Source organism: Flavobacterium cutihirudinis (assembly GCF_003385895.1).
In the GTDB taxonomy this organism is placed as follows: domain Bacteria; phylum Bacteroidota; class Bacteroidia; order Flavobacteriales; family Flavobacteriaceae; genus Flavobacterium; species Flavobacterium cutihirudinis.
This window is the reverse complement of record NZ_QRDQ01000012.1, coordinates 55324-79130: the sequence shown is the minus strand read 5'-3', so window position 1 is coordinate 79130 and position 23807 is coordinate 55324. Positions and strand designations below refer to the sequence as shown.

The window sequence follows — 23807 nt, the reverse complement described above, 5'->3', positions numbered from 1 at the left end:
CCTGAAACAACAAAATGCAACTACTAGACGGTAAAAAAACATCTGAAGACATTAAAAACGAAATCGCAGCTGAAGTTCAAGCTATAAAAGACGCTGGAGGAAAAGTTCCTCATTTAGCAGCTGTTTTAGTGGGTAATAACGGCGCAAGTTTAACTTACGTGGGAAGTAAAGTAAAATCTTGTCAGCAAATTGGCTTCGATTCGACTTTAGTTGCTTTGCCTGAAACAATTACCGAAGACGAATTGCTTGCGAAAATAAAAGAGCTAAACGAAGATGATAACCTTGATGGATATATCGTTCAGTTGCCTTTGCCAAAACATATCGATGAGCAAAAAATCTTGTTAGCAATTGATCCTGATAAAGATGTAGATGGTTTTCACCCGACTAACTTTGGTAGAATGGCTTTGGAAATGGAAAGTTTCATTCCAGCAACACCATTCGGAATTATGGAATTACTAGAGCGTTACAAAGTAGAAACTGCCGGAAAACATACCGTTGTAATTGGAAGAAGTCATATCGTTGGTCGTCCAATGAGTATTTTAATGAGTCGCAAAGGAAATCCAGGAGATTCAACAGTTACGCTGACACACAGTCGTACTAAAAATTTAGCTGAATTCACTAAAAATGCTGATATTATTATTACAGCTTTAGGAGTTCCTGAATTCTTAAAAGCCGATATGGTAAAAGAAGGAGTAACGGTTATCGACGTTGGAATCACTCGTGTAGACGATGCATCTAATCCAAAAGGTTATGTAATCAAAGGAGATGTTGATTTTGACGGAGTAAGCAAAAAAGCATCATTTATTACACCAGTTCCTGGTGGAGTAGGACCAATGACAATTGCAATGTTATTAAAAAATACACTTTTAGCAAGAAAAATGAGAAGCGCAAGAAATAAATAATTTCTCTTCAAAATACTTAACAAAGCCTGTTCGTTTGAGCAGGCTTTGTTGTTTTTAATATTTAATTAATAGTTTAAAGTTTTGGTTCTAAAAAATAAAGGATACTTTTGCACCACTTAAAAAACACTTCTCCACAATGGACGATTATTATTCGTTAGTACTTAATTAAAAGCAGCTTTTGAAATTTCAAAATGCTGCGATAAAAACCTGTATTTTGAAATGAAAGCCTTTTACACAAACGACAACGGATTACTAGAAATACCAAAATGGATTCCAAATTGCTGGATAAGTATCGAGGATCCTACAGAAACAGAAAAAAAATACTTACTCGAAGAGCTTCAAATTCCTGAAGCATTCTACAACGATATTGAGGATATTGATGAAAGACCTCGTATTGAAATCGAAGATGGCTGGACGCTTATTATTATGCGCGTTCCTATAAAAAGCAACGATATTAAACTTCCTTTTCAAACCATTCCGATGGGAGTAATTTTCAAAAATGATATTTGCGTTACAATTACTTTTTACAAAACAGAAGTTATATATGATTTTATGTTGTATTCACGACGTAAAAGCATTCAAGTAAAGAACAATTTTGACTGGGTTTTGAGATTGCTTCTTTCATCAAGTGTTTGGTATCTAAAATACTTGAAACAAATAAATCAAAAAATAAAACTGGCCGAAGATAATTTAGAGAAATCGATTAAAAATGAAGAACTACAGGCATTGCTTCAGATTGAAAAATGTTTGGTTTTCTTTATTACATCTCTGAAAGCAAATGATGTTTTATTTCAACGCATTAAAAATCTAAAAGCACATAAGGCAAGTTACGATTTAGATTTGTTGGAAGATGTCGAAATCGAATTAAGTCAAGCGCAAGACACGGCAAATATTTACAGCAATATCTTAACTGGAATGATGGATGCTTACGCCTCGGTAATTTCAAATAATATGAATAACATAATGAAGCAGATGACTTCAATTTCTATTATTTTAATGATTCCAACTTTGATCGCCAGTTTATATGGTATGAATGTTCCAAACGGTTTAGAAGAAAGTAAATACGGAATCTGGATTTTGCTTTTAGTTTCCATAATTCTATCCACTTTTGGAGTCTTTTTATTCAAAAGAAGAAGATGGTTTTAAATTAAAATGACACAAAACAAAAGCCTGTTCGTTAAGAATAGGCTTTTTAGTTTTTATATACTTTGGGCGTGACCGTGTCCCGATAAGTGGGCAAATCTACTTTGCGCTTATACGCCCACTTATCGGGACACGGTCGGGCTATCCGCGCTACTTCGGTAGCCAGTTCCTATCCCTCACGCGACACTCAGGTAACAACAAATCCACGTTCCTGCAAGGTTTTCAAAACCTTGTAGGTGTTATTTCAAGATCGATTAAATGTGTAGTTCCTACGGAACAAAAATTCGCGGCATATGTTTTTATCTACCGATATTTAATCTCTCCGAGATAATTCGCTATGAGTTGTAATATTTGTGAATGGAAAAAATGAATGTCAATAATTCGCATTTCATATTTAATTCTTGGGGAATACTCCGTTAGGAGTTATATATCGGTAACAAAAAATATCGGTAGCATAATAGTTGATATCCCCGCGGTAAAATATCCCGTAGGGATTACACATTTCATCCCTATGAACCTCAATTCATTTTTACGCTTGCAATTAAAATAAAACTCAATTTTTTATTTGTCATTTCAAAATAAAACATAACTTTGTATTGCAAAGTACTTTAATTATGAATCAGAAACACCAAGAAGATTTAGCGCATATTCGTTCCATGATGGAGCGTTCTTCAAGATTTATATCCTTAAGCGGACTTTCGGGAGTCTTTGCTGGGCTTTCGGCTTTAGTTGGCGGTTTGTATGTATATCAGCTGTTTAAAGTAAATGGTATCGAATATTTTACAGATGAACATATTTTATTATCAGGTGATTTGGTTTCTCATTTATTTTTCACTGGAATTGTAATTTTAGTCTGTGCTTTTGTGTTTGGAGCCTTTTTTACCATCAGAAAAAGCCGTAAATATAATTTACCAATCTGGACTTCGGCAACGAAAAATATGTTGTTTAATTTGGCTATTCCTCTTGTTGCAGGCGGAATATTTTGTTTGGCATTACTCTATCACGGAAACTACGGTTTAGTGGCGCCATCAACATTGATATTTTATGGACTTGCAGTGGTGAATGCTGAAAAATATACTTTCTCAGATATAAAATACTTAGGCTTTTCTGAAATTATTTTAGGATGTATTTCGCTTTTTTATATTGGATATGGTTTGATATTTTGGATCTTTGGATTCGGAATCCTTCATATCATTTACGGATTAGTGATGTTCAAAAAATACAAATAACTTAATGGGAATTATTGATAAACTAAATAAAGATTTTGAAAGCCGTGTCAGATTGGGAATTATGTCCGTTCTGATGGTTAACGACTGGGTAGATTTTACCGAGATGAAAACGCTTTTAAATATCACCGATGGTAATTTAGCGAGTCATTCCTCTGCATTAGAAAAATCTGAATATATCGAGGTTAAGAAAGAATTTGTGGGTAAAAAACCTAAAACATCTTATCAGGTAACACCGCTTGGCCGCGCGGCGTTCAAAGAGCACCTTTCTTATCTCGAAAAATTAATGAAATCGTAATAACTATATTTTTTTGTCTAATAACTTTGAAATACAAAGTACTTTTAATTTGATAATCATGAAAAAACATCACATTATTTTTGTCTGCAGTTTTATTTTTTTACTGCTTTTTTATAGAGAAGATCCAGGACTTAACTGGTCTATTTTTTGCTTGTTTTTAACCGGATTTATTTGTTTTTTCTTTCAGGATCGATTCACTGAAAGAATGCATTTGATATTGGTCATTACATCAGTTTTATCTTGTCTGGCTTTCGGATGGTACGGCGATGCGGCTTCTTTTTTTGCAATGGCGCTTTCAATATTATTTTTACAGTTTAAAACACAAGATAATCAGTTGAAAATTGTCCAAATTTTTCCGCTTGTATTCTTAAACGGATTTGCTTCTTTAGGCAGAATTTGGATGTTTAACCAATGGCTTCCAGAAAAGCAAATTCATAATAATTTTGCCAAAAAACTGATTGCATTTTTTGTAATTCCTGCCATTTTCCTTGGACTGTTTTTTATTGTATATTCTTTTGGGAGTGATCATTTTTCGTCATTATTTACAGATTACACTTTAGATCTTGATGTACCGCAGCTCTTGTTGCTTAGTATTGCAGGCTTCTATATTTCATTCAGCTTCTGGAATTACTGGGTGCCGGAAGTTTGTTATGAAAAAAACGATTTGCTTGACAATGAATTTAAAAATATAACAGAAATCAAAAATCAGAATACATTTTCGTTTCTTGATATTGACTTTGAAAGAAGAAGTGGCGAAATTACTTTAGCTCTTTTAAATTTGATGCTTTTGGTCTTTATTGCAACATACAATTACGAACAGTTTTTTGAAACAGTCACAGCACAGGCTTCAAAATTGAGTGCTGATACGCATGAAAGAGTAAATGCTGTTATCTTTTCGATTCTAATGGCGGTTGGCGTAATTATGTTTTATTTTAAAGGTGGATTCAATTTTGATAAAAAAGCAACCTTTCTTAAAACACTTGCTAAAATCTGGATTTTTTTAAATGGAATTTTGATTGTAAGCACCATCATTAAAAATTCAGAATACATTTCATTTTTTGGTCTGACTTACAAACGACTAGGAGTTTACGCTTTTCTTGTTTTGGCAATTATTGGGTTGGTTTACTCTTTTTTAAAAATAACAAAACAAAAAACAAATGCTTATTTGGTCAATCAAATGGTTTGGTATTTCTACGGAACTGTTCTTTTGTGCAGTTATGTAAATTGGGGAAATCTAATTACAAATTATAATATTTCTGTAAACAAAGGAGTGACGCCACAATTTCTGAGCAGTTTGAATTTTAATGATGACACCCGAAGGGCTTATTTTTTGCAAAACCATTTAGATGGAGGTAAAACCGAAATACAAAGAGAAGAATTGATCAATTTTTATCAAAATTCTACTTTTTTGTCGAAAGCATTGTACTACGATTTTCTAACGGAGAAAAAATAAGAAACAAAAAGTCCGAACTGTTTTACGGTTCGGACTTTTTTATGTGTTCATTTTAATTATCTCCTCTTTTCTTAAATCTCGGATCGTGTTTCGATATAAACGTTGTTCTACGATTTGAAGCTGGTTTTGGACTTTCAACTTTTGGAAGACTCGCTTCTTCCGTTTTGCTCGAAGGTTCAATCAACTGATTTAATTCTTTAATCTCAGCATCGGTTAAATCACGATATCTTCCAACCGGAACATCAAGCGAAATATTAATAATTCTAATACGTTTCAAAGCGGTAACTTCATAACCCAAATATTCAGCCATTCTTCGAATCTGGCGGTTTAATCCTTGAGTCAGAATAATTTTGAAAGTGTATTTGCTAATTTGTTCGACTTTACATTTTTTGGTCACAGTGTCTAAAATTGGAACACCATTTCCCATTCTTTGGATAAAACGATCTGTGATTGGTTTGTTTACCGTAACAGTATATTCTTTTTCGTGATTGTTTCTGGCACGTAAAATTTTGTTTACGATATCACCGTCATTAGTCATGAAAATTAATCCTTCACTGGCTTTATCTAATCTTCCGATCGGGAAAATACGTTTTGGATAATTGATGTAATCGACAATATTATTTCGGACTTCAAGATTTGTTGTGCATTCTATTCCCGTAGGTTTGTTGAATGCCAAATAAATCATTTTTTCGTGTTTTTCCACGATCAATTTTCCGTCTACGCGTATTTCATCATCTGGCGAAACTTTAGTTCCCATTTCCGGCACAACGCCATTTATTGTCACGCGTCCTTCTTCTATAAGTTTATCAGCTTCACGACGAGAACAGAAACCCGTTTCGGCAATAAATTTATTAAGACGTTTTAAATTCTCTTCCATCCTGCAAAAATAGGCAAAAGTTTAGACTTCTTAGAATTTTAGATTTTAGACTTATTAGATTGTTTTGAATTTCATACCGTTTTGTCATCCTGAGGAACGAAGGATCACACTAGAAATTCCGCATGCAGAATCGCCAATCTTTGTCGAATTACGAGTGTGATCCTTCGTTCCTCAGGATGACAAGTTTGTTTAAAACCTTTGTGGCTCTGCACCTCTGCGCCTCTGAACCTTTTAAGAATGAAATTCAGAACTATCTCGCGGAGTTTCCTTTCGATCAAACATTCCATAATCGCGAACAACTGTTGCAATTCTTAAATGATAATCTTTAAAAACTTCATTTCTTCCTTTTGCTTGTGCATGGCGATGCATTTCGAGATTTCGCCATTGTTGAATACTTTCTTCATCTCTCCAAAAAGACAAAGACAAAACTTTTTCAGGATTACTAAAGCTCTGAAAACGTTCGATCGAAATAAAACCTTCGATGTGGTCCAATTCTGGACGTAAACTCGCGGCGATATCCAGATATTCTTCTTTTTTTCCTTCGTTCGGAATAACTTCAAAAATTACAGCTATCATTTTAATTGTAGATTTTAGATTTCAGATTTTAAAAAAAATGTGTATTAGCGACTTAGTGGCTCAGAATCTTTGGAAGAAAACAAAAACTCAATCACTTTGTCATACAATTCATCATCATGCATGCCGTGTCCTAAACCGCTGGTTTCAATAAACTGACTGTTTTTCCAGTTGCTGGCTATTTTTTTTCCTTCGGCGAAAGCCACAATTTTATCTGAAGTGTCGTGCGCAATTAAACCTGGAACATTAAATTGAGAAGCAAATTTCTGTCCCGAAAAATCTTCTAGTTTGAAATTAAATCGTTCCATGAATTTGCTTTCCAAAAGAGAAAACATTTTGGTGTTCAAACTTAGCATTGAAACATAATTGTCAATCAAAGTTTTTAATTCTGAAGGAGCGCCTAAAATCACCATTTTATTGATGCTCGTATTCGGAAATAAATATTGATGATACACACAAGCCGCGCCACCAATTGAATGACCGATAATAATTTCTGGTTGATATTTTTCGACAGCCTTACTGATAAATTCAGCATAAAGCGGAACGTTGAATTCTTTCCCGCTGCTTTGTCCATGTGCAGGCGCATCAATAGCAATAATCGTACTTCCGGATTTTTGAAGATGTGGTAAGGTTTTTTTCCAGCGTGCAGCATTACTTTCCCAGCCGTGAACTAGCAAAATTTTGGTTTCATTACCTTTCCAGATATAAGTCTGAAAATGGTGTTCGTTATGATGGAAAGTTTCGGTTTCTGTGTTTTTTAAAACTTTTGGAAGTGCTTCTTTCTGCAATCTGCCAATTCTAGGCTGGCTGAAAAGTGCGTATGAAAGTTCAACAGCCTTTTGCGGACGGACATAACTCAAAAAGTTAATATAAGATCCAACTGATTTTAATGTAATAAAACGAATGCCTTTTTTAATTCCCAAAACTTAAATTTTTTCTAAAGGTAGAAAATGTTTTGCCACAGATTAAAAGGATTAAAAAGATTTTATTCAGCATAAGAATAATTTAATCTGTGTTAATCTATTTAATCTGTGGCAAAAATAAAAGCAAAAAAAAAGTCCCGATTTAATCGGGACTTGATATTTAGAATTTTGCGAACAATTGTTCCATTTTTTCTTTTTCTTCTTCTGCTAATGCAGCGTCAACTAGAATTCTTCCAGAATGCTCATCAGTGATGATTTTCTTTCTTGAAGCAATTTCTACCTGAGTTTGTGGCGGGATAGTGAAGAATGATCCTGCAGAAGCACCTCTTTCGATAGATACTACAGCTAAACCATTACGAACACTGCTTCTGATTCTGTTGTAAGCAGCTAATAATCTGTCTTCGATTTGCGAAGCATATTCGGCAGATTTCTCAGTTAAGAAGATTTCTTCTTTTTGAGTTTCAGCCATAATAGCATCAAGTTCTGATTTTTTATGTTTTAAATGTGAACTTTTTGCGTCAAGTTTTTCTTTTAAGTTAGAAACAACTTCTTTTTTGTGTTCGATAGAAGCTTTCATTTCTTTGATTTGCTTTTCAGCCAATTGGATTTCTAATTCCTGAAATTCAACCTCTTTAGTCAAAGAATTAAATTCTCTGTTATTACGAACTGATTCTTGTTGTTTTGTGTATTTTTTGATAACCTCTTTATGCTCCTCAATAGCAATTTTCTTTGCTTTGATTTGCTCATCAATCACTTCAAGTTCACCTTTCAGTTTCTCTGAACGAGTGCTCAAACCTGCAACTTCATCTTCTAGATCTTCAACTTCTAGAGGAAGTTCTCCTCTAACGTTTCTGATTTCGTCAATTCTAGAGTCAATAAGCTGTAAATCGTATATTGCTCTTAACTTGTCCTCAACACTTAATTCTTTCGTATTCGCCATATTCTATAAGTTTCTATAAGTACTTAACTGGATTTGTATTTTCTTCTGATAAAATGATGGCAAAATTAAGGATTTTTTTTCGAAGATAATCAACAATATAGTTTTTTGTATAGCGTTCGCTCTCAAAATGACCAATATCGGCTAAAAGTAACTTGTTTTCTGCCTCATAAAATTGATGGTACTTTAAATCGGCAGTCAAAAAAGCATCGGCACCAGCCTGAATTGCATTTTTTATGGCAAAACTTCCTGAACCTCCCAAAACAGCAACTTTCTTTATTTTTTTTCCTAAAAAGGCCGAATGACGAATTCCGTCAGCAATCATTTTGTCTTTAACGAAATGAAGAAATTCTTTTTCGTCCATTTCATTTTCAAATTCACCAATCATTCCTAAACCAATATTTTGATGTGAATTTTGAAGATCATAAATTTCATAAGCGACTTCTTCGTAAATATGGTTGGAGAATAATGCTTTTAAAATTCTGGATTGCAAATGTTTTTCAAACGTAACTTCGATTTTTATTTCTTGAGTTTCGGTCAATTCGTGACGTTCTCCAATAACAGGATTGCTTTCAGAATTTCCTTTGTAAGTCCCAATTCCGTTGGAGTTGAAACTGCAATTGTCATAATTTCCAATCGTTCCCGCGCCGGCATCAAACATGGCCTGACGCACTTTTTGAGCATTTTCTGGAACAGTGTAAGTCACCAGTTTCTGAATGAAATTCTGTTTAGGAATTAAAACTTTAGTATTTGTTAATCCTAAAGCATCACAGAATATTTTATTTACGCCAGCAGAATGATTGTCTAAAGCAGTATGAACAGCATAAATCGCAATGTCATTTTTAATGGCTTTTAAAATTGCTCGCTCAACATAATTTTTTCCAGTAATTTTTTTAATTCCGGAAAATAAAATTGGATGAAAACAAACTATCAAATTGCAGGTTTTAGAAATTGCTTCGTCAATAACACTTTCTAATGCATCGTGACAAACCAAAACTCCGGTGCTTTCGGTTTCTACATTTCCAACTAAAAGTCCCACGTTGTCAAAATCTTCGGCGTAAGCCAAAGGTGCCATTTCTTCGAGGACTGCTATTATGTTTGATATTTTCATTGTTTTAAGTTTCAGGTTTCAAGTTTCAGGTTTCCCAAAACTTGAAACAAATTAACGAAAAAAATTATACTTTCGTAAAATGAATCTACTCCGAAAAATACTTTTCCCGTTCGCAATTTTGTACGGATTTATTACTTCAATCAGAAATTTTCTCTTTGACAAAGGAATTCTGAAATCGACTTCATTTGATATTCCTGTTATTGCTGTTGGAAATCTGAGCGTTGGCGGAACTGGAAAAACACCTCAAATAGAATATTTAATTCGATTGTTATCTGATCAATATAGAATTGCCACTTTAAGTCGTGGTTATAAAAGAAAATCGGAAGGTTTTGTTTTGGCTGATGCAACTTCAAATGCTGAAATTTTAGGAGATGAACCTTTTCAATTCTATCAAAAATTTCCAAATATTCAGGTTGCCGTTGATGCAAATCGAACAAACGGAATCCAGCAATTGCTTTCGCAGAAAAACAAACCAGAAGTTATTTTACTCGATGATGCTTACCAACATCGTAAAGTGAAAGCAGGTTTTTATATTCTGCTGACCTCTTTTGATGATTTGTATGCAGATGATTATATGCTGCCAACAGGGAATTTACGAGAAAGCCGAAGTGGAGCAAACAGAGCCAGTATTGTTGTGGTTACAAAATGCCCTAAAAATCTATCGGAAGAAAAACGTGAACAAATTCGATTGAAACTGAAGTTGAGCTGTTCGCAGCAAAGTTTTTTTACTTTTATAGATTATGATGATATGGTTTATGGTAAAGAAGAAAAAATTGCCGTAAACGAACTGAAATCAGAATCGAAATTGCTTATAGCCGGAATCGCAAAACCAACTCCGTTTTTTGATTATCTAAAAAATGAAACAGACGAATGTTTGACTTTTCCAGATCATCATCATTTTTCTGATGCAGATTTAGACGCTATTAAGAATAAAGCCAATGGTAGAAAAATAATTACAACAGAAAAAGATTACGTTCGTTTAAAGGATTCGAAATTGGTTTCTCAATTGTATTATCTTCCTATTAAAAGTACATTCATTAATCATCAGCAAAATTTTGATGCGACGGTTTTAGAATATGTGAAAACAAACTCAGCGACTTAGAGTCTTAATATCTCTTAGCAACTTAGAATCTTAGAACCTTAGTTAATCGAAAAACTTCGCAATCGTACTATAAAATTCGTCTGGTACAAATGGTTTTGTAATTACATCATTCATTCCAAATGACAGAAGCATATCACGATTTTCGTCAAGCGAAATTGCTGTTAAAGCAATAATTGGGGTAGTTTTATCGAACTCTCTAATAAGTTTTGTAGCTGTAGTTCCGTTGATTCCAGGTAAATGCACATCCATCAAAACCATATCAAAACGTTTGACTTTTAAAAGTTCAACGGCTTCTTCACCATTGTCAACAATTTCACAATTTATGGCTTTGTTTTCGAGCATTTTTCGGGTAATCATCTGATTGATTTTGTTGTCTTCAATCAATAAAATAGATTTATGTTCCAGCTGTTTATCACTGTAAAGTTTTGTAGTTTCTTCAACAACTTCAAGAGGTTCTTTGTTGATGTTGAAATTCAGTTTGAAAGTAAAAGTTGATCCTTTTCCAACCTCACTTTTGAGTTTTATTTCTCCTCCAAGAAGTTCAATTAATTTTTTCACAATGGTAAGTCCTAAACCTGTACCGCCATACTTACGGTTTACTTCAATTGAACCTTGCGAAAAACTCTCAAAAACCGATTGTAGTTTGTCCTCAGGAATTCCAATCCCGGTATCTACGATTTCGAAATAAACTGTCGCATTTTCTTCCTCAATGGTATACAATTTTGCAATTACGTTTACATGTCCGTTTTGCGTAAACTTCAATGCATTATTGATCAGGTTTAGAATTATTTGCGATAATTTGGTTGGATCTCCAATTAAATTATCCGGAATAGCTTCGTCTATTTCGAGATTAAAATAATTTTTGTTGGCAGTTGCCAATTCTTTTAATGAACTTTGGATATTGGTTAAAAGTTCTTTTAAGTTGAAACTGATATTCTCAATTTCAATTTTTGTAGAATCAATCTTGTTGATTTCCAGAATTTCATTAATAAAAGTAGTCAGATAATTTCCTGAAAATTTAAGTGACTCGAGGTATTTTAATTGGTTTTTCTTTGGATTATCTTCTAGCAATAAATGTGTAATTCCGTTAATAGCATTTAGTGGCGTACGGAGTTCGTGACTTACTGTCGACAAAAATTCTGATCGGGCTTTAGAAGCTTTTTCGGCTTTGTTTTTGGCCAAAATAAGTTCTTTGTTTTTTTCTCTTAAAAGTAAATTATTCTGATTTCGAATAATATTGTTTTTATATAAAGCTAAACTCAAAAGGGATAAAATAGATATTAAAGCAATCGCCAAAATACTTACCAGCTTAGAATAACGATACGTTTTTAGCTGAATTTTCTGGTCACTTTCGCGTTTTAGAGTATTGTTTATGGATTGTGTTTTTTTGAATTTTTCGAATTCATTCATATCCAATTTGGCATTCTTTAATTTAAGAATGTAATTCTCCAGCTGATAATGTTCGTCAAGATACGAATAGGCGAGATCGAAATTTCTGTTCTTTTTGTAATACTGACTGATTGCTAAAATTATTTTTGACTTCTGAGCCAAATTGTTGTTTTTGGCGCTGTAATCTAGTGCATTGTCAAAATAGATTAAAGCAGAATCATTTCGCTTTAGCACACTTTCTATTAAGCCAAGTTGATAGTACGAATCTGTTTTGGTTTTAATGATTTTTGGATTGTCCGGTTTCTTTACAATTTTTTGAAAAGTTTTCGCGGCAAGCGGAAGGTTCTTACTTACTTTTAAAGCCATTGCTTTTTGGTAATTCAGAATCTCGGCATGGTCGACAATTTTTAAGTAGTTTAATAAACTGTCGGCTTTTTTATAATAAATATTTGCAATTTCATAATTACCCTGAGCAGTATTTGAGGAACCAATATAATGAAGCGCAAGAATTTTAGTGCACGTTGGGCTAACTTTATCAAATAATGAAACACTTTTATGAAAGTTTTTTAAAGCTTCATCATATTTTTGCTGATTATAGTAAATTTTGCCAAGTTTAAAAGTTTGATTGGCAAGACTTTCTCCTTTGTTGTTTAATTGGCAAAAATCGATTGACTTTTTAGTATAAAAAACCGCCTGATTGTATTTTTGTTTGTTTAGATTCGAATTCGCTAATTTGTTGTAATAGGAAATACTATCTGTATTCCGTTTAGTTTGAGAATACAAAAATGAATTTAAAAAACAAACAAGAATAAGAAGGTGGTATTTCATGTATGGCAATGCTTTTACAATGAATCTTATGTTTTCCTTATTAGTAAAATTAAATCTATTAATCTTGATGAATAACCAATTTCGTTATCATACCAACCCACAACTTTAACCATTTTGTCAATAACAGAGGTAAGTTGTGCATCGAACAAACACGAGTGTGTGTTGCCAATAATGTCAACAGAAACAATCGGATCTTCTGTGTAATCTAGTATTCCTTTTAAATTTGTTTTTGAAGCTTTTTCGAAAGCTTTGTTGATTTCTTCAATACTTACAGCGCGTTTTACGTTGAAAGTTATATCAGTCAATGAGCCATCCGGAACCGGAACACGGATACCGCAACCTCCAATTTTTTGATGCAATTTAGGAAAAATTTTTGTTAATGCCTTAGCTGCACCTGTAGTTGTTGGAACAATTGACTGACTAGCGCCTCTCGCCCTGCGTAAATCCTTATGTGGCTGGTCGTGAAGACTTTGGTCTGTTGTATAAGAATGTATCGTCGTAATGTACGCTTGCTCAATTCCGCACAATTCGTCGATGATTTTAATCATCGGAGCAGCGTTATTGGTGGTGCAACTTGCATTCGAAACGATAGACTCTGTTCCGTCTAAAATATTTTCATTTACGCCTAAAACTATTGTTTTAATCGTGTCAACTTCTGATGGGGCTGAAAGAATTACTTTTTTTGCACCAGCTTCAATGTGTGCGTGTAATTCTTCATGTGTTTTGTATTTTCCTGTAGATTCGATTACGAAATCTATATCGTGTTTTTTCCAATCTAAGTTAGAAATACTTTTTTCGTGAAAAAATAAAAAATTTCTATTGTCGACAATAATACATTCTTCATTATGGCTTACTGAAAAAGGCAAAACACCGTGAATACTGTCGTATTTTATAAGGTGCGCCATTGTTTTATTATCTGCAATATCGTTGATTGCAACAACTTCAATTTCCGGATGATTTAAAAGCAAACGGAACAGGTTTCTTCCAATCCTTCCAAAACCATTTATAGCAATTCTTGTTTTCAATTTTTTGTTTATTCGTTTAGCTGTTTAATCGTTTAATCGGTTTGACAATTAAACGATTAAACGACTCAACTTTTTTATAAAATATGTTTTTGTGCTTTGTATGAAGAACGAACCAGTGGACCACTTTCAACATGACGGAAACCTAATTCTAAACCAAATTTTTCGTATCTCGCAAATTGTTCAGGAGTGATAAATTCTTTTACAGGTAAATGTTTTTTACTTGGCTGTAAGTACTGGCCAATAGTAACAACATCGACATTTGCGTTACGTAAATCGGTCATGGTTTGAAAGACTTCTTCTTCAGTTTCTCCAAGTCCTAACATAATTCCAGATTTGGTTCTGTTGATTCCTTTTTCTTTCAGATATCGTAAAACTTCCAGACTACGATCGTATTTTGCCTGAATACGTACTTCACGAGTTAAACGACGAACTGTTTCAACATTATGAGAAACTACTTCAGGATTTGCTTCGACAATTCGGTCAAGATTTCTTTCCATTCCTTGAAAATCAGGAATTAAAGTTTCAAGCGTTGTGTTTGGGTTCATTCTACGGATCGCTTTTACTGTTTCAATCCAGATAATAGAACCTCCATCTTTTAAATCATCTCTGTCTACACTTGTTATTACGGCGTGCTTAATGTTCATTATTTTTATTGAACGCGCCACTTTTTCTGGTTCATCCCAGTCTACCGTTTCTGGTCTTCCGGTTTTTACGCCGCAAAATCCACAAGAACGGGTACAAACATTTCCAAGAATCATAAAAGTTGCAGTTCCTTCGCCCCAGCATTCTCCCATATTTGGGCAACTTCCAGAGGTGCAAATCGTGTTTAGGCTATATTTATCAACCAAACCACGAAGTTCAGTATATTTTTGTCCAATTGGAAGTTTTACCTTCAACCATTTAGGTTTTCCAGTTGGTATATTTTCAGTGATTGTTTCCATATATTAAAAATCAAAGCACAAAGATAAGGAATGTAGTTTATTTGGAGATGCTAATTTGCTTTTCGTTTACTTTTTGTGCCCGCTTATCCAATTTGCTATTTTAAGACCAAATAGCAATATTTCGTCTTAAGAGATATTTTGGGTTTATCTTTTTAAAATTTTACTTAAAACTTTGAGATTTAAGCTCTCTTTTTAAAATATTAAATTTTATCCTATTCTGATACAAATTCGGCTCCTTGAAATAATATAGAATTTTATCTGTAATATTTTTGTTGTTAAATTAATAATTTAAAAAACATGAAAAAAAATATTGCATTAGGGGTTTTATTTGCAATCTTTGGTTTTACCCAAATGGATGCACAAATTCTGTCAGATAAAGCTATGGGAGCTTTAGGTAAAGGTGTTTCTGGGCTTACATTTAGTGACGCCGACGCTGCTGCTTTGGCTAAACAATCGATTGATGAACTAGACGCAAATAATCCTGTAGCTCCAGAAACAGATGGTTACTCAATTCGATTAAATCGTTTATTTGGAAAGCATATTTCCAGCGAGGGAGTTACTTTAAATTATAAGGTTTATTTAGTAAAAGACATCAATGCATTTGCTTGTGCAGATGGAAGCGTTCGTGTATTTGCAGGATTAATGGATGTAATGGATGATAATGAATTGCTTGCAGTTATCGGGCATGAAATTGGTCACGTAGTTAATCATGATACACGCGATGCTATTAAAGCAGCTTATAAAAAAGAGGCTTTACTCGATGCCGCTTCATCACAGTCGGGAAAAATTGAGACAATGACAAAATCTCAATTAGGTCAATTGGGAAGTGCAATGATCGATAGCAAACATAGTAGAAAACAAGAATCGCAAGCTGATACGTTTTCATATGGTTTTATGAAAAGAAATGGCTACGATGTGAATGCAGAAGAATCTGCTTTTAGAATTCTTCAAAATATAAGCGAAGGAGCTGAATCTTCTTTTATGACTAAAATGATGAGTTCGCATCCAGATTCTGGAAAAAGAGCAGATGATGCTAAAAAAAGAGCTACCAAAGATGGTTTGTATAAAGCGTATGTACAGCAGAAAATTGATAATAGCACACCTGTAAAAGCGAAAGCAGCAACAAAAACAACTGCTAAAAAGACAACGAAAAAGAAGTAATTTCAGATAAAATATTAAAAAGGCAAATTCCCAGGATTTGCCTTTTTTTTGATAGTTATACTTATACTATCAGCAAATGGCTCGTTAAAAATTTATATCTTTAATCTGTTAAAAAAATGAACTTTGTGTGAGATGAAATAGCATTGCGTTATTTACATTTGTTGTTAAATTGTAATAATTAAAAAAATGGAAAAGAAATTTATCGTTTTAGGAGTTTTATTTGCCACATTAGGTTTTACTAAAATGAATGCGCAAATTAATTTAGGAGATAAAGCAATGGGAGCTCTTCAAAAAGGTGTTACTAGTTTTACCTTGACAAATGCTGATGCAGCAACTTTATCTAAAGAAGCTGTTCGTAAATTAGATTCGACTAATGAAGTTGCCGGGCCAAATGATGGTTATACTTTAAGATTAAACAGAGTTTTTGGAAAATATACTTCAGGCGAGGGATATACGCTGAATTATAAAGTGTATAAATTGAAAGAGGTAAATGCATTTGCAACAGCTGACGGAAGTGTTCGTGTATATTCAGGCTTAATGGATATTATGGATGACAATGAATTGCTGGCGGTTATTGGTCATGAAATTGGACACGTTGCCAATAATGATACAAGAGATGCTATGCGCGCAGCTTACCAAAAAGAAGCTTTAATTGATGGAGCATCTTCGCAATCTACAAAAATTAGTGCTGTAACAGATAGTCAGTTAGGGAAAATTGGAAGCGCAATGATCGACAGTAAACACAGCCGTAAACAAGAAGCTGAAGCCGATTTGTTTTCGTATAATTTCTTAAAGAAAAACGGATATGATGTAAATGCTGAAGAATCTGCTTTTAGAATTTTGGCTAAAATGAGTGAAGGATCTGAAGCTTCATTTCTTGACAGAATGATGAGTTCGCATCCTGATTCTGCTAAAAGAGCAGACGACGCAAAAAAGAGAGCTGAAAAAGATGGATTGTACAAACCGTATGTACAGCAAAAAATTGTAAATACTGTTCCGGCTAAAGCAACGACAACGAAAAAAGCGACTACTAAGAAAACGACTAAAAAGAAATAAGAAGTCCAAAATAAAAAAAACGGCAAATTCTAAATTTGCCGTTTTTTTTATAGATTATCCTAAAACGTGATGTGCTAAAACTTTTTGGACATCATACACATTTACAGATTTGTTGAATTGCTTTACAATACTTGGGTTTAATTCGCTGGAAACCCAGATTTTTAATTCAGCATCCAAATCAAAAGTTCCTGCAGTTTCTACGCTGAAACGAGTAATGCTTTTGTAAGCAATTGATTTGTATTCCGTTTTGCTTCCTGTAATTCCTTGCACATCAACCAAGATTAATCTTTTATTGGTAAAAATAAAAGTATCACGAATCAATTTGAAACCCATTTCGATTTCTTCATTGTCTGTTAAAAGTTGCCCGTATTTTTTAAGCAAATCTTCTTGAGTTACAGTGCCTGCGTTGCCCATAAGAGCAGAAAATATTCCCATTTTTTAAATTTTAATTTTAGTGTAAAATGTTTTGATTTTTAAGGAAGTGTAAAGATAATTAAAAATAAAAAAGAAGCGAATCTTTCCTTATTTAAGAATGTGATTGATAGAATTTAAAAAAGTCAAAAAAAAAGCAGAACCTAAGTTCTGCTTTTTCAATTTCGATTTTATTTTATTCAGCTTCCGTTTTAATTGTTATTGGAAGGTTGTATGCAGTTCGAACTGGTTTTCCGTTTAATATTCCAGGAGTCCATTTTGTTTTTAAAGATTTTAATACTCTAATTGCTTCTTTTCCCATTCCAAAACCTGGATCGTTTTTTACCATGATGTCGGTTATTGAGCCATCTCTTTCAATTACAAAAGAAACATATACTTTCAATGTTCTTTCGGCATCCAGTTCTGGTCTTTTAAAGTTGTTCCCAACATAGCTGTAAAACTTGCTCATACCGCCTGGAAATTCTGGCATTTTGTCTAATGCAGCTGCAATTACAGGTTCATTAGTTGCTGGTGGTTCACCAATAGTTTCTCCTCCTGTATTTCCATTTCCTGGAATTACGTTTTGTGTAGTTCCGGTTCCATTTGTATTTTCTACAACAGGAACGTTTTCAACATTCGTTGCAATTTCCTGAACAGCTTCTTCTGTGCTACTTACAACAGGATTTGTTAACTGTGTAGTGATTGATGGAGCAGTAGGAGCACTTTGTGATGGAGGTGCAATTGGCGTTGGTGGTTCTGGTCTTACCAAATCTGGCGTAATGTTAACCGGTGTCAGAGGTTCGTCAAACGGAGCTGGCTCGACAGTTTCATGACCCCTAAACTTATTAATCAGCATCGATGCGCTTCCCAAGGCGGCGATTAACAACAATGCTGAAAATAAGGCAGTAATTGTTGTTTTAGAATTTTCCTGGCGTAATTGATACGCTCCGTACTCTTTGTTTTTGTTTTCGAAAACAAGATCGGTCCACTTGCTTTCATAGATGCTAGATTTAGACATGATTTTTGGGTTTTAAGGTTAAGTAACTTTAAATCATACGCGATAAGGATTGGGTTTTAGCAAACAACGCAGACGTTGTTGTTTTATTATGTTAGATAATAGGTTTTTTAATAAAAAGTATGATTATACTTTAATCTTTTCTTAAAGATAGTGAATTATCTGTTTTGTTCAATGATTTCTGCTAATAATTTTTTAGCACGGAGTAATTTAACTTTTACGTTGCTTAAAGGCTCATTAATTTTAGCCGCAATTTCCTGATATGTCATTTCCTGAAAATAACGTAACTGAATGACTTCCTGATAATGAGGTTTTAATTCTTTGATGCATAAAAGCAAGCGCGATAGATTTTGCTCTTTAATTAATGCGTCTTCAGCAGATGGAGTAGGGTCTGGAATGTTGTATGCCTGCTGATCTTCGTTGTCTGTTATTTCTATAAAAAGACTGGTTTTCTTTTTTCGAAGTAAGTCGATGTAGACATTTTTGGCTATGCTGATCAACCAAGTGTTAAACTTGAATTCAGCGTTGTAAGTGGCAATTTTGTCGAAAGCTTTTGAGAAAGTTTCTATGGTAATATCTTCGGCTGTAGTTTCGTTTTCTGTGCGTTTTAGCATAAAACCATAAACTTCATTCCAATAAAAATCTAATAAAAAAGTAAAGGCGATTTGATCGCCTTTTTTTGCTTTTTCTATTTTAGAATTTATTTCCAATGTACCGGTTTTGAAAAGATATTAGTTATAAAGATATTAATTTGTGTGAATATAAGCACTATCTCTACAATAGGAAACCAGATTTTAAGATCATTTTCTTTTAATTTACCTGCGGTAAATCCAACTACTGTCCATGCAACAGTATAACGGGTTGCAATTATTGCTACTACTGCAATCCATTGAAACTGGAAGGACAATAAGAGAATAAAGGACAAAAAGAAAAGTAATTGCGAGGTATAAAAAATACCTAATTGCATCTTATCAAAGAATTTATAATGCTCTGCGGTAGAAACATGTCTTCTTTTTTGTGTAAACCATTCTTTGTAAGATTCTTTTGGTTTTGAATAAGTGAAACTTTCCGGATTATAAGAAATCGTTGTGTTTGTTTTATCCGCTGCTTGATTTATAAATAAATCATCGTCGCCGGAACGAATTTGAATATGGTCGATAAATCCGTTTACTTTAAAGAATTCTTCTTTTTTGTAAGCTAAATTTCGTCCTACTCCCATGTATGGAAATCCAATTTTTGCCCATGAAAAATATTGCAAGGCTGTCAATATGGTTTCAAAACGGATAATTTTATTTAAGAAAGAACGCTCTATTTTTTCGTATCCACCATAACCCAATACAATAGTTTTGTTCATCGTGAACTGAGATGTCATTGAAGTGATCCAGTTTTTTGACGTAGGATAACAATCAGCATCGGTAAATAGTAAATATTCTTTTTTAGCAGCTTTGATTCCTAAAGTCAAAGAATATTTTTTGTTTCCCCAAAAAGCCTCATTGTTTTGCACTTTTACCAAACGAATATTTGGATACTGTTGTTCGAATTCTTCAAAAATTTCGAGAGTTTCGTCGCTTGAAGCATCATCGATTAAAACTATTTCAAAGTCAGGATAATCCTGTTCAGCCAAAAGCGGCACAAATTTCTTTACGTTTTCTTCTTCGTTTTTTGCACAAACAATTACAGAAACCGGAAGTTTTTTTTGAGTGACTTCCTGTGGTTTAGCAAAAGCAAATTTACCAAATACACCCAAGTAATAAAAAAGTTGTACAACAACAATAGCAATAAAGAAGTAAAATAAAGTTATAAGCATCTGATTTTAATGTCTTTTAATTTCTGAATCTTGCGAGTGCAAATGTACTTATGAATTCCTAATTTTCAATGGTTAAAACCGATTTACTTTCGGCATTTTGACATTTCTTTTGCAACAGCAATAGCCTGAGGGTTTTCGGTTTTTTCTAATTCCGAAATTATGTTTTTATAATTGTAATCATCCCGGTTTTGCGATAATTTTTTAGTGGCCTGAATCTCTTCAATTTCGATTTCAAAGCCAAAAATGCCTCTTGCTTCCCGCATTGTTTTTGCTGATAAATCTTCAACCCGAACAGGATTTTCAGAATTTGCTTCGTATTTATCAACCAATTTTTTTAACTGCTCAACTGAAGTTTCGTAATCTACAATCTTGATTCGGCCGTAAACATGTACGGCTATATAGTTCCATGTTGGTACATTTTCATGATCGTACCAGGAAGAAGATATATAACTGTGCGGGCCGGTAAAAACCGCAAGAACCTGATCGTTCTCTCTAAAACCTTCAGCTTGTGGGTTTAATTTTGAAATATGTCCCTGCAGAATTTCTTTTCCGTCTTGATTCACTTCAAGTTCTATCGGAATATGTGTGGCACATAATTTACCGTTGGTCTGATTGATTAGAATTCCAAAACTGTTTTCTTTCAGGAAAGTTCTGATTTCTTCGGGATTCTCATTTTTATATAAATCAGGTGTGTACATTTTTGTAAAGTTTTTTTTCTAAAACAAATACTTCTGCTGGATTTTACTGTTTTTCATAATTTGGAAAAATCGTAATTCCTTCTTATTAAATTTCGATCATCGTTTCTTCTGATCTAATCAAACTCGGATTAATGCTTAAATATAAAACAATAAGTCCAAGTATCGTGAATGTAATTCCTTCAAACAAACACTGTGTTCCGTAATCGTTTGAAAATGCTGTTCTTACAGGTTGGAATAAATGTGATATGATTTCTTTTCTGAAAAATTTAAATCTTAAAAGGATATATAAAACGATTGCCACCAAAAGAGAATTAAGGGAAGAGAGTTTGCTTTTCCAGTTTAGAAACGAAACCAGAAACATTCCGGTTATTAAGCCAAAAAATATCCAGATATACACACTTGGCCAAAATCCGAAGAAATCTTCATTTGTAGGAAAAAAACTGTTCCAGTATTTTGAGTTGTGATCCGGATAATGTGTTTTGGCACAAATGACTTTTTCGGCTACGCTGTAAAGTTTAAGTTGCAAAAAGCCATTAATCAATAAAACCATTCCCAAAATCTGAATAATAGCAATTTTGATATTTAATTTTTTCATTTACTATTTTAGATTACATTCACTTCTGCTTCAATATGAATGCCGAAAGTTTCGAAAACCGTTTTTTGAACTTCTTTTGAAACCGCCAAAATTTCCTGTCCGGTAGCATTTCCATAATTTACTAAAACCAAAGCCTGATTTTTATGAACTCCTGCATCGCCAAAACGTTTACCTTTAAAACCGGCTTGTTCAATTAGCCAGCCGGCCGGAACTTTTACTTCGGTTTCTGAAACTTCGTAAAATTTCATTTCTGGGAATTTTTGATGAATTTTCTCGAAGTCAGATTTCAGTAAAATCGGGTTTTTAAAAAAACTACCGCTATTTCCTAATTCTTTCGGATCTGGCAATTTGCTTTTTCTGATTGCGATTACAGCATTGCTTACATCTTTCAATGTTGGTTCAGAAATATTGTTTTTGGCCAATTCAGCCAAAATATCGCCATAAGAAGTATTGATTTTGTGATTGCGTTTTGTCAGTTTGAAGATTACTGAAGTTATAATAAATTGGTCTTTAACTTCGTGTTTAAAAATACTTTCGCGATAACCAAAGTTACATTCAGGATTCGTAAAAGTTCTCATTTCCTGAGTTTCAATATTCATGGCTTCGCAAGAAACAAAAGTGTCTTTAATCTCGGTTCCATAAGCGCCAATATTCTGAACCGGAGTTGTTCCCACATTTCCAGGAATCAGCGACATGTTTTCTAAACCGCCCAAATTATTATCGATTGTCCAAAGAACGAAATCGTGCCATACTTCGCCGGCCTGACTTTCGACCCAAACAAAATCGTCATCTTCCTTTAATATTTTTTTTCCTTTTAAATCAATATGGATAACTAAAGCTTCAATATCTTTAGTCAAAAGCATATTGCTTCCGCCTCCCAAAACAAATTTTTTCTCGTTTTTGTTTTCTTCTAAAATGGTTTTCAATTCAGTAATAGAATGTACTGCAACGAATTGTTTCGCGCTGGCCTCAATGCCAAAAGTATTGTAGTTTTTTAAAGAAAAATTGGATTGGATTTCCATATATAAAAGGCTTTTTAATCTTGGTCAAAAGTAATGATTATAATTTATTTGAGTGGATTTTCTGTAAAAAGACTTTTGTGATTCTTTACTTTATCGCAGCTATAAATTGTTGCATTTCTTTCATTGTGCCAATTGTAATCCGGGTCCATTTTCCGTTTTCTTCGTAAATTTTGGTTCCTTGAATATTGTGGCTTTCTAATTGTTTGAAATAATCTTTTTTATAATTATCCAGAGAAAAATAAATAAAATTAGAATGAGAAGGAATACAGGTAAGATTTAGTTTGTTGAGCTGCTCAATAGTATATTTTTTTACTTCTTCGTTTGCAGTATTTACTTGGGCAATAAATTTATCATCATTTAAAGATGCCATAGCAGCGACTGCTGATACTACACTCACTGATAAATTTGGAGACGATTTTAGAGCGCTTAGTTCTTCAATTGTTGATGAAGCTGCAATTGCATAACCTACACGTGCGCCGGCTAAACCGTACATTTTTGAAAAAGTTTTTGTGATAATTAGATTTTTGTTTTCTGTAACAAGTCCACTTAGAGATTGTTCATTTGTAAAATCGATATAAGCTTCGTCAACAAAAACTATTGTCTTTTTAGTTGCTTCATTAATAAAAGAAATTAGTTTTTCTCTTTCGCAAATTGTTCCGGTCGGATTGTTTGGATTGCAGATGTAAATCATTTTCGTGTCCGAATCAATTGCTTGTAACATTGCTGTTAAATCATGTTTTTTGTCGACTGTTAAAGGAACGGTGATTTTTTTTATTCCGAGTTTTTCAGCAGGAAAAGTCCAATAATTGAAAGTGGTTTCGGCTATAATAAAATTTCCTTTTTGTAATGCCGTATACTGAAGAACTAAATCTAAAATTTCTGTTGAGCCGGCACCTAATAATATATTGGCATCAGAAACAGTATTCTTTTTAGCAATAGCAGAAATTAATTCTCCGGAAAGATCCCAGCCATATCGATTGCTGCTGTTAACGCTTTTTTGCATGGCAGTGCGAGCGAGTGGAGAAGGACCATACGGATTTTCATTAGATCGTAATAGTATGGGTGAATTGTCTGTTTTCGGAAAAAAATATTCTTCTGTTTGTGAATTTGCAAAAGTTTCAAATGGAATAATTCCTAATCCTATTGTGCCTAAACCAATTTGTTTTAACCAATTTCTTCTATTGTTCATACTTTTTTAAGATTAAATTTAATAATACTACAAATAGTAAGTCGTGAGAATTGGGAAAAAGTTACGGACTGGATTTCTGTTTGCGATTGTAAAGATGGATTAAAGATTAAGCTTTATATTTGATG

General features: G+C 33.5%; 24 protein-coding genes. 8 read left to right on the top strand and 16 right to left on the bottom strand.

Annotation, left to right across the window (positions count from 1 at the left end; translation table 11 throughout):
- Positions 1 to 14: 14 nt before the first annotated feature.
- The 5 genes from BD847_RS18485 to BD847_RS18465 all read left to right on the top strand — a co-directional run bounded on the left by BD847_RS18485 (position 15) and on the right by BD847_RS18465 (position 5022).
- Entirely contained in the window at positions 15 to 902 is an 888-nt protein-coding gene (locus tag BD847_RS18485) for a bifunctional 5,10-methylenetetrahydrofolate dehydrogenase/5,10-methenyltetrahydrofolate cyclohydrolase (protein ID WP_115889750.1), read from the top strand.
- 219 nt (positions 903 to 1121) lie between these two features.
- Complete coding sequence (locus tag BD847_RS18480) at positions 1122 to 2048, top strand: magnesium transporter CorA family protein (protein WP_115889749.1); 927 nt, start codon at positions 1122 to 1124, stop codon at positions 2046 to 2048.
- A gap of 611 nt (positions 2049 to 2659) precedes the next feature.
- Entirely contained in the window at positions 2660 to 3274 is a 615-nt protein-coding gene (locus tag BD847_RS18475) for a hypothetical protein (protein WP_115889748.1), read from the top strand.
- Positions 3275 to 3278: 4 nt separating this feature from the next.
- Complete coding sequence (locus tag BD847_RS18470) at positions 3279 to 3569, top strand: winged helix-turn-helix domain-containing protein (RefSeq protein WP_053472423.1); 291 nt, start codon at positions 3279 to 3281, stop codon at positions 3567 to 3569.
- A gap of 58 nt (positions 3570 to 3627) precedes the next feature.
- Complete coding sequence (locus BD847_RS18465; protein WP_115889747.1) at positions 3628 to 5022, top strand: DUF4153 domain-containing protein; 1395 nt, start codon at positions 3628 to 3630, stop codon at positions 5020 to 5022.
- A gap of 52 nt (positions 5023 to 5074) precedes the next feature.
- Here the strand turns inward: BD847_RS18465 and rluF are convergent, their stop codons facing one another.
- The 5 genes from rluF to BD847_RS18440 form a co-directional block, all read right to left on the bottom strand.
- Positions 5075 to 5899, bottom strand: coding sequence for a 23S rRNA pseudouridine(2604) synthase RluF (gene rluF, locus BD847_RS18460; protein WP_115889746.1), 825 nt, complete (start codon positions 5897 to 5899; stop codon positions 5075 to 5077).
- 231 nt (positions 5900 to 6130) lie between these two features.
- Positions 6131 to 6475, bottom strand: a complete 345-nt coding sequence (locus BD847_RS18455) for an antibiotic biosynthesis monooxygenase family protein (protein ID WP_115889745.1) — start codon at positions 6473 to 6475, stop codon at positions 6131 to 6133.
- Between the two features lie 44 nt (positions 6476 to 6519).
- Positions 6520 to 7395, bottom strand: a complete 876-nt coding sequence (locus BD847_RS18450; protein WP_115889744.1) for an alpha/beta fold hydrolase — start codon at positions 7393 to 7395, stop codon at positions 6520 to 6522.
- A 160-nt stretch (positions 7396 to 7555) separates the two neighbouring features.
- Complete coding sequence (locus BD847_RS18445) at positions 7556 to 8335, bottom strand: zinc ribbon domain-containing protein (protein WP_115889743.1); 780 nt, start codon at positions 8333 to 8335, stop codon at positions 7556 to 7558.
- A gap of 13 nt (positions 8336 to 8348) precedes the next feature.
- Entirely contained in the window at positions 8349 to 9443 is a 1095-nt protein-coding gene (locus tag BD847_RS18440; RefSeq protein WP_115889742.1) for a Nif3-like dinuclear metal center hexameric protein, read from the bottom strand.
- A gap of 79 nt (positions 9444 to 9522) precedes the next feature.
- On the opposite strand from BD847_RS18440, the gene lpxK reads away from it, so the two are divergent.
- Positions 9523 to 10545 carry a tetraacyldisaccharide 4'-kinase gene (lpxK, locus tag BD847_RS18435; protein WP_115889741.1) on the top strand — a complete coding sequence of 341 codons (1023 nt, stop codon included), beginning with the start codon at positions 9523 to 9525 and terminating at the stop codon, positions 10543 to 10545.
- A 42-nt stretch (positions 10546 to 10587) separates the two neighbouring features.
- Here lpxK and BD847_RS18430 read toward each other — a convergent pair whose 3' ends face one another.
- From BD847_RS18430 to lipA, 3 genes are all read right to left on the bottom strand, one after another.
- Positions 10588 to 12762 carry a tetratricopeptide repeat-containing hybrid sensor histidine kinase/response regulator gene (locus BD847_RS18430; RefSeq protein WP_115889740.1) on the bottom strand — a complete coding sequence of 725 codons (2175 nt, stop codon included), beginning with the start codon at positions 12760 to 12762 and terminating at the stop codon, positions 10588 to 10590.
- A 26-nt stretch (positions 12763 to 12788) separates the two neighbouring features.
- Positions 12789 to 13787: a type I glyceraldehyde-3-phosphate dehydrogenase gene (gene gap, locus BD847_RS18425; RefSeq protein WP_115889739.1), complete on the bottom strand. Its 999-nt coding sequence runs from the start codon at positions 13785 to 13787 to the stop codon at positions 12789 to 12791.
- A gap of 74 nt (positions 13788 to 13861) precedes the next feature.
- Positions 13862 to 14728, bottom strand: a complete 867-nt coding sequence (gene lipA, locus BD847_RS18420) for a lipoyl synthase (protein WP_115889738.1) — start codon at positions 14726 to 14728, stop codon at positions 13862 to 13864.
- Between the two features lie 297 nt (positions 14729 to 15025).
- On the opposite strand from lipA, the gene BD847_RS18415 reads away from it, so the two are divergent.
- Both BD847_RS18415 and BD847_RS18410 read left to right on the top strand, forming a co-directional pair.
- Complete coding sequence (locus BD847_RS18415; RefSeq protein ID WP_115889737.1) at positions 15026 to 15889, top strand: M48 family metalloprotease; 864 nt, start codon at positions 15026 to 15028, stop codon at positions 15887 to 15889.
- 186 nt (positions 15890 to 16075) lie between these two features.
- Positions 16076 to 16945 (top strand): M48 family metalloprotease, encoded by an 870-nt coding sequence (locus BD847_RS18410; RefSeq protein ID WP_115889736.1) that lies wholly within the window; start codon positions 16076 to 16078, stop codon positions 16943 to 16945.
- Positions 16946 to 16999: 54 nt separating this feature from the next.
- Here the strand turns inward: BD847_RS18410 and BD847_RS18405 are convergent, their stop codons facing one another.
- The 8 genes from BD847_RS18405 to hisC all read right to left on the bottom strand — a co-directional run bounded on the left by BD847_RS18405 (position 17000) and on the right by hisC (position 23682).
- A complete protein-coding gene (locus BD847_RS18405; protein ID WP_115889735.1) occupies positions 17000 to 17380 on the bottom strand; it encodes a PH domain-containing protein in 381 nt (126 codons plus the stop codon).
- A gap of 172 nt (positions 17381 to 17552) precedes the next feature.
- Positions 17553 to 18374 carry an energy transducer TonB gene (locus tag BD847_RS18400; RefSeq protein ID WP_115889734.1) on the bottom strand — a complete coding sequence of 274 codons (822 nt, stop codon included), beginning with the start codon at positions 18372 to 18374 and terminating at the stop codon, positions 17553 to 17555.
- Positions 18375 to 18529: 155 nt separating this feature from the next.
- Positions 18530 to 19081 carry an RNA polymerase sigma factor gene (locus BD847_RS18395; protein ID WP_115889733.1) on the bottom strand — a complete coding sequence of 184 codons (552 nt, stop codon included), beginning with the start codon at positions 19079 to 19081 and terminating at the stop codon, positions 18530 to 18532.
- Positions 19072 to 20178 (bottom strand): glycosyltransferase, encoded by a 1107-nt coding sequence (locus tag BD847_RS18390; RefSeq protein WP_115889732.1) that lies wholly within the window; start codon positions 20176 to 20178, stop codon positions 19072 to 19074. Before BD847_RS18390 ends, BD847_RS18395 begins: the two co-directional genes overlap by 10 nt.
- 83 nt (positions 20179 to 20261) lie before the next feature.
- Positions 20262 to 20876 carry an FMN-binding negative transcriptional regulator gene (locus tag BD847_RS18385; RefSeq protein ID WP_115889731.1) on the bottom strand — a complete coding sequence of 205 codons (615 nt, stop codon included), beginning with the start codon at positions 20874 to 20876 and terminating at the stop codon, positions 20262 to 20264.
- 85 nt (positions 20877 to 20961) lie between these two features.
- Positions 20962 to 21471 (bottom strand): hypothetical protein, encoded by a 510-nt coding sequence (locus BD847_RS18380; RefSeq protein ID WP_115889730.1) that lies wholly within the window; start codon positions 21469 to 21471, stop codon positions 20962 to 20964.
- A gap of 8 nt (positions 21472 to 21479) precedes the next feature.
- The gene (gene murB, locus BD847_RS18375; RefSeq protein WP_115889729.1) at positions 21480 to 22493 is read right to left on the bottom strand and encodes a UDP-N-acetylmuramate dehydrogenase; all 1014 of its coding nucleotides are present in this window, start codon (positions 22491 to 22493) and stop codon (positions 21480 to 21482) included.
- A gap of 85 nt (positions 22494 to 22578) precedes the next feature.
- Entirely contained in the window at positions 22579 to 23682 is a 1104-nt protein-coding gene (gene hisC, locus BD847_RS18370; protein WP_115889728.1) for a histidinol-phosphate transaminase, read from the bottom strand.
- Positions 23683 to 23807 lie beyond the last annotated feature (125 nt).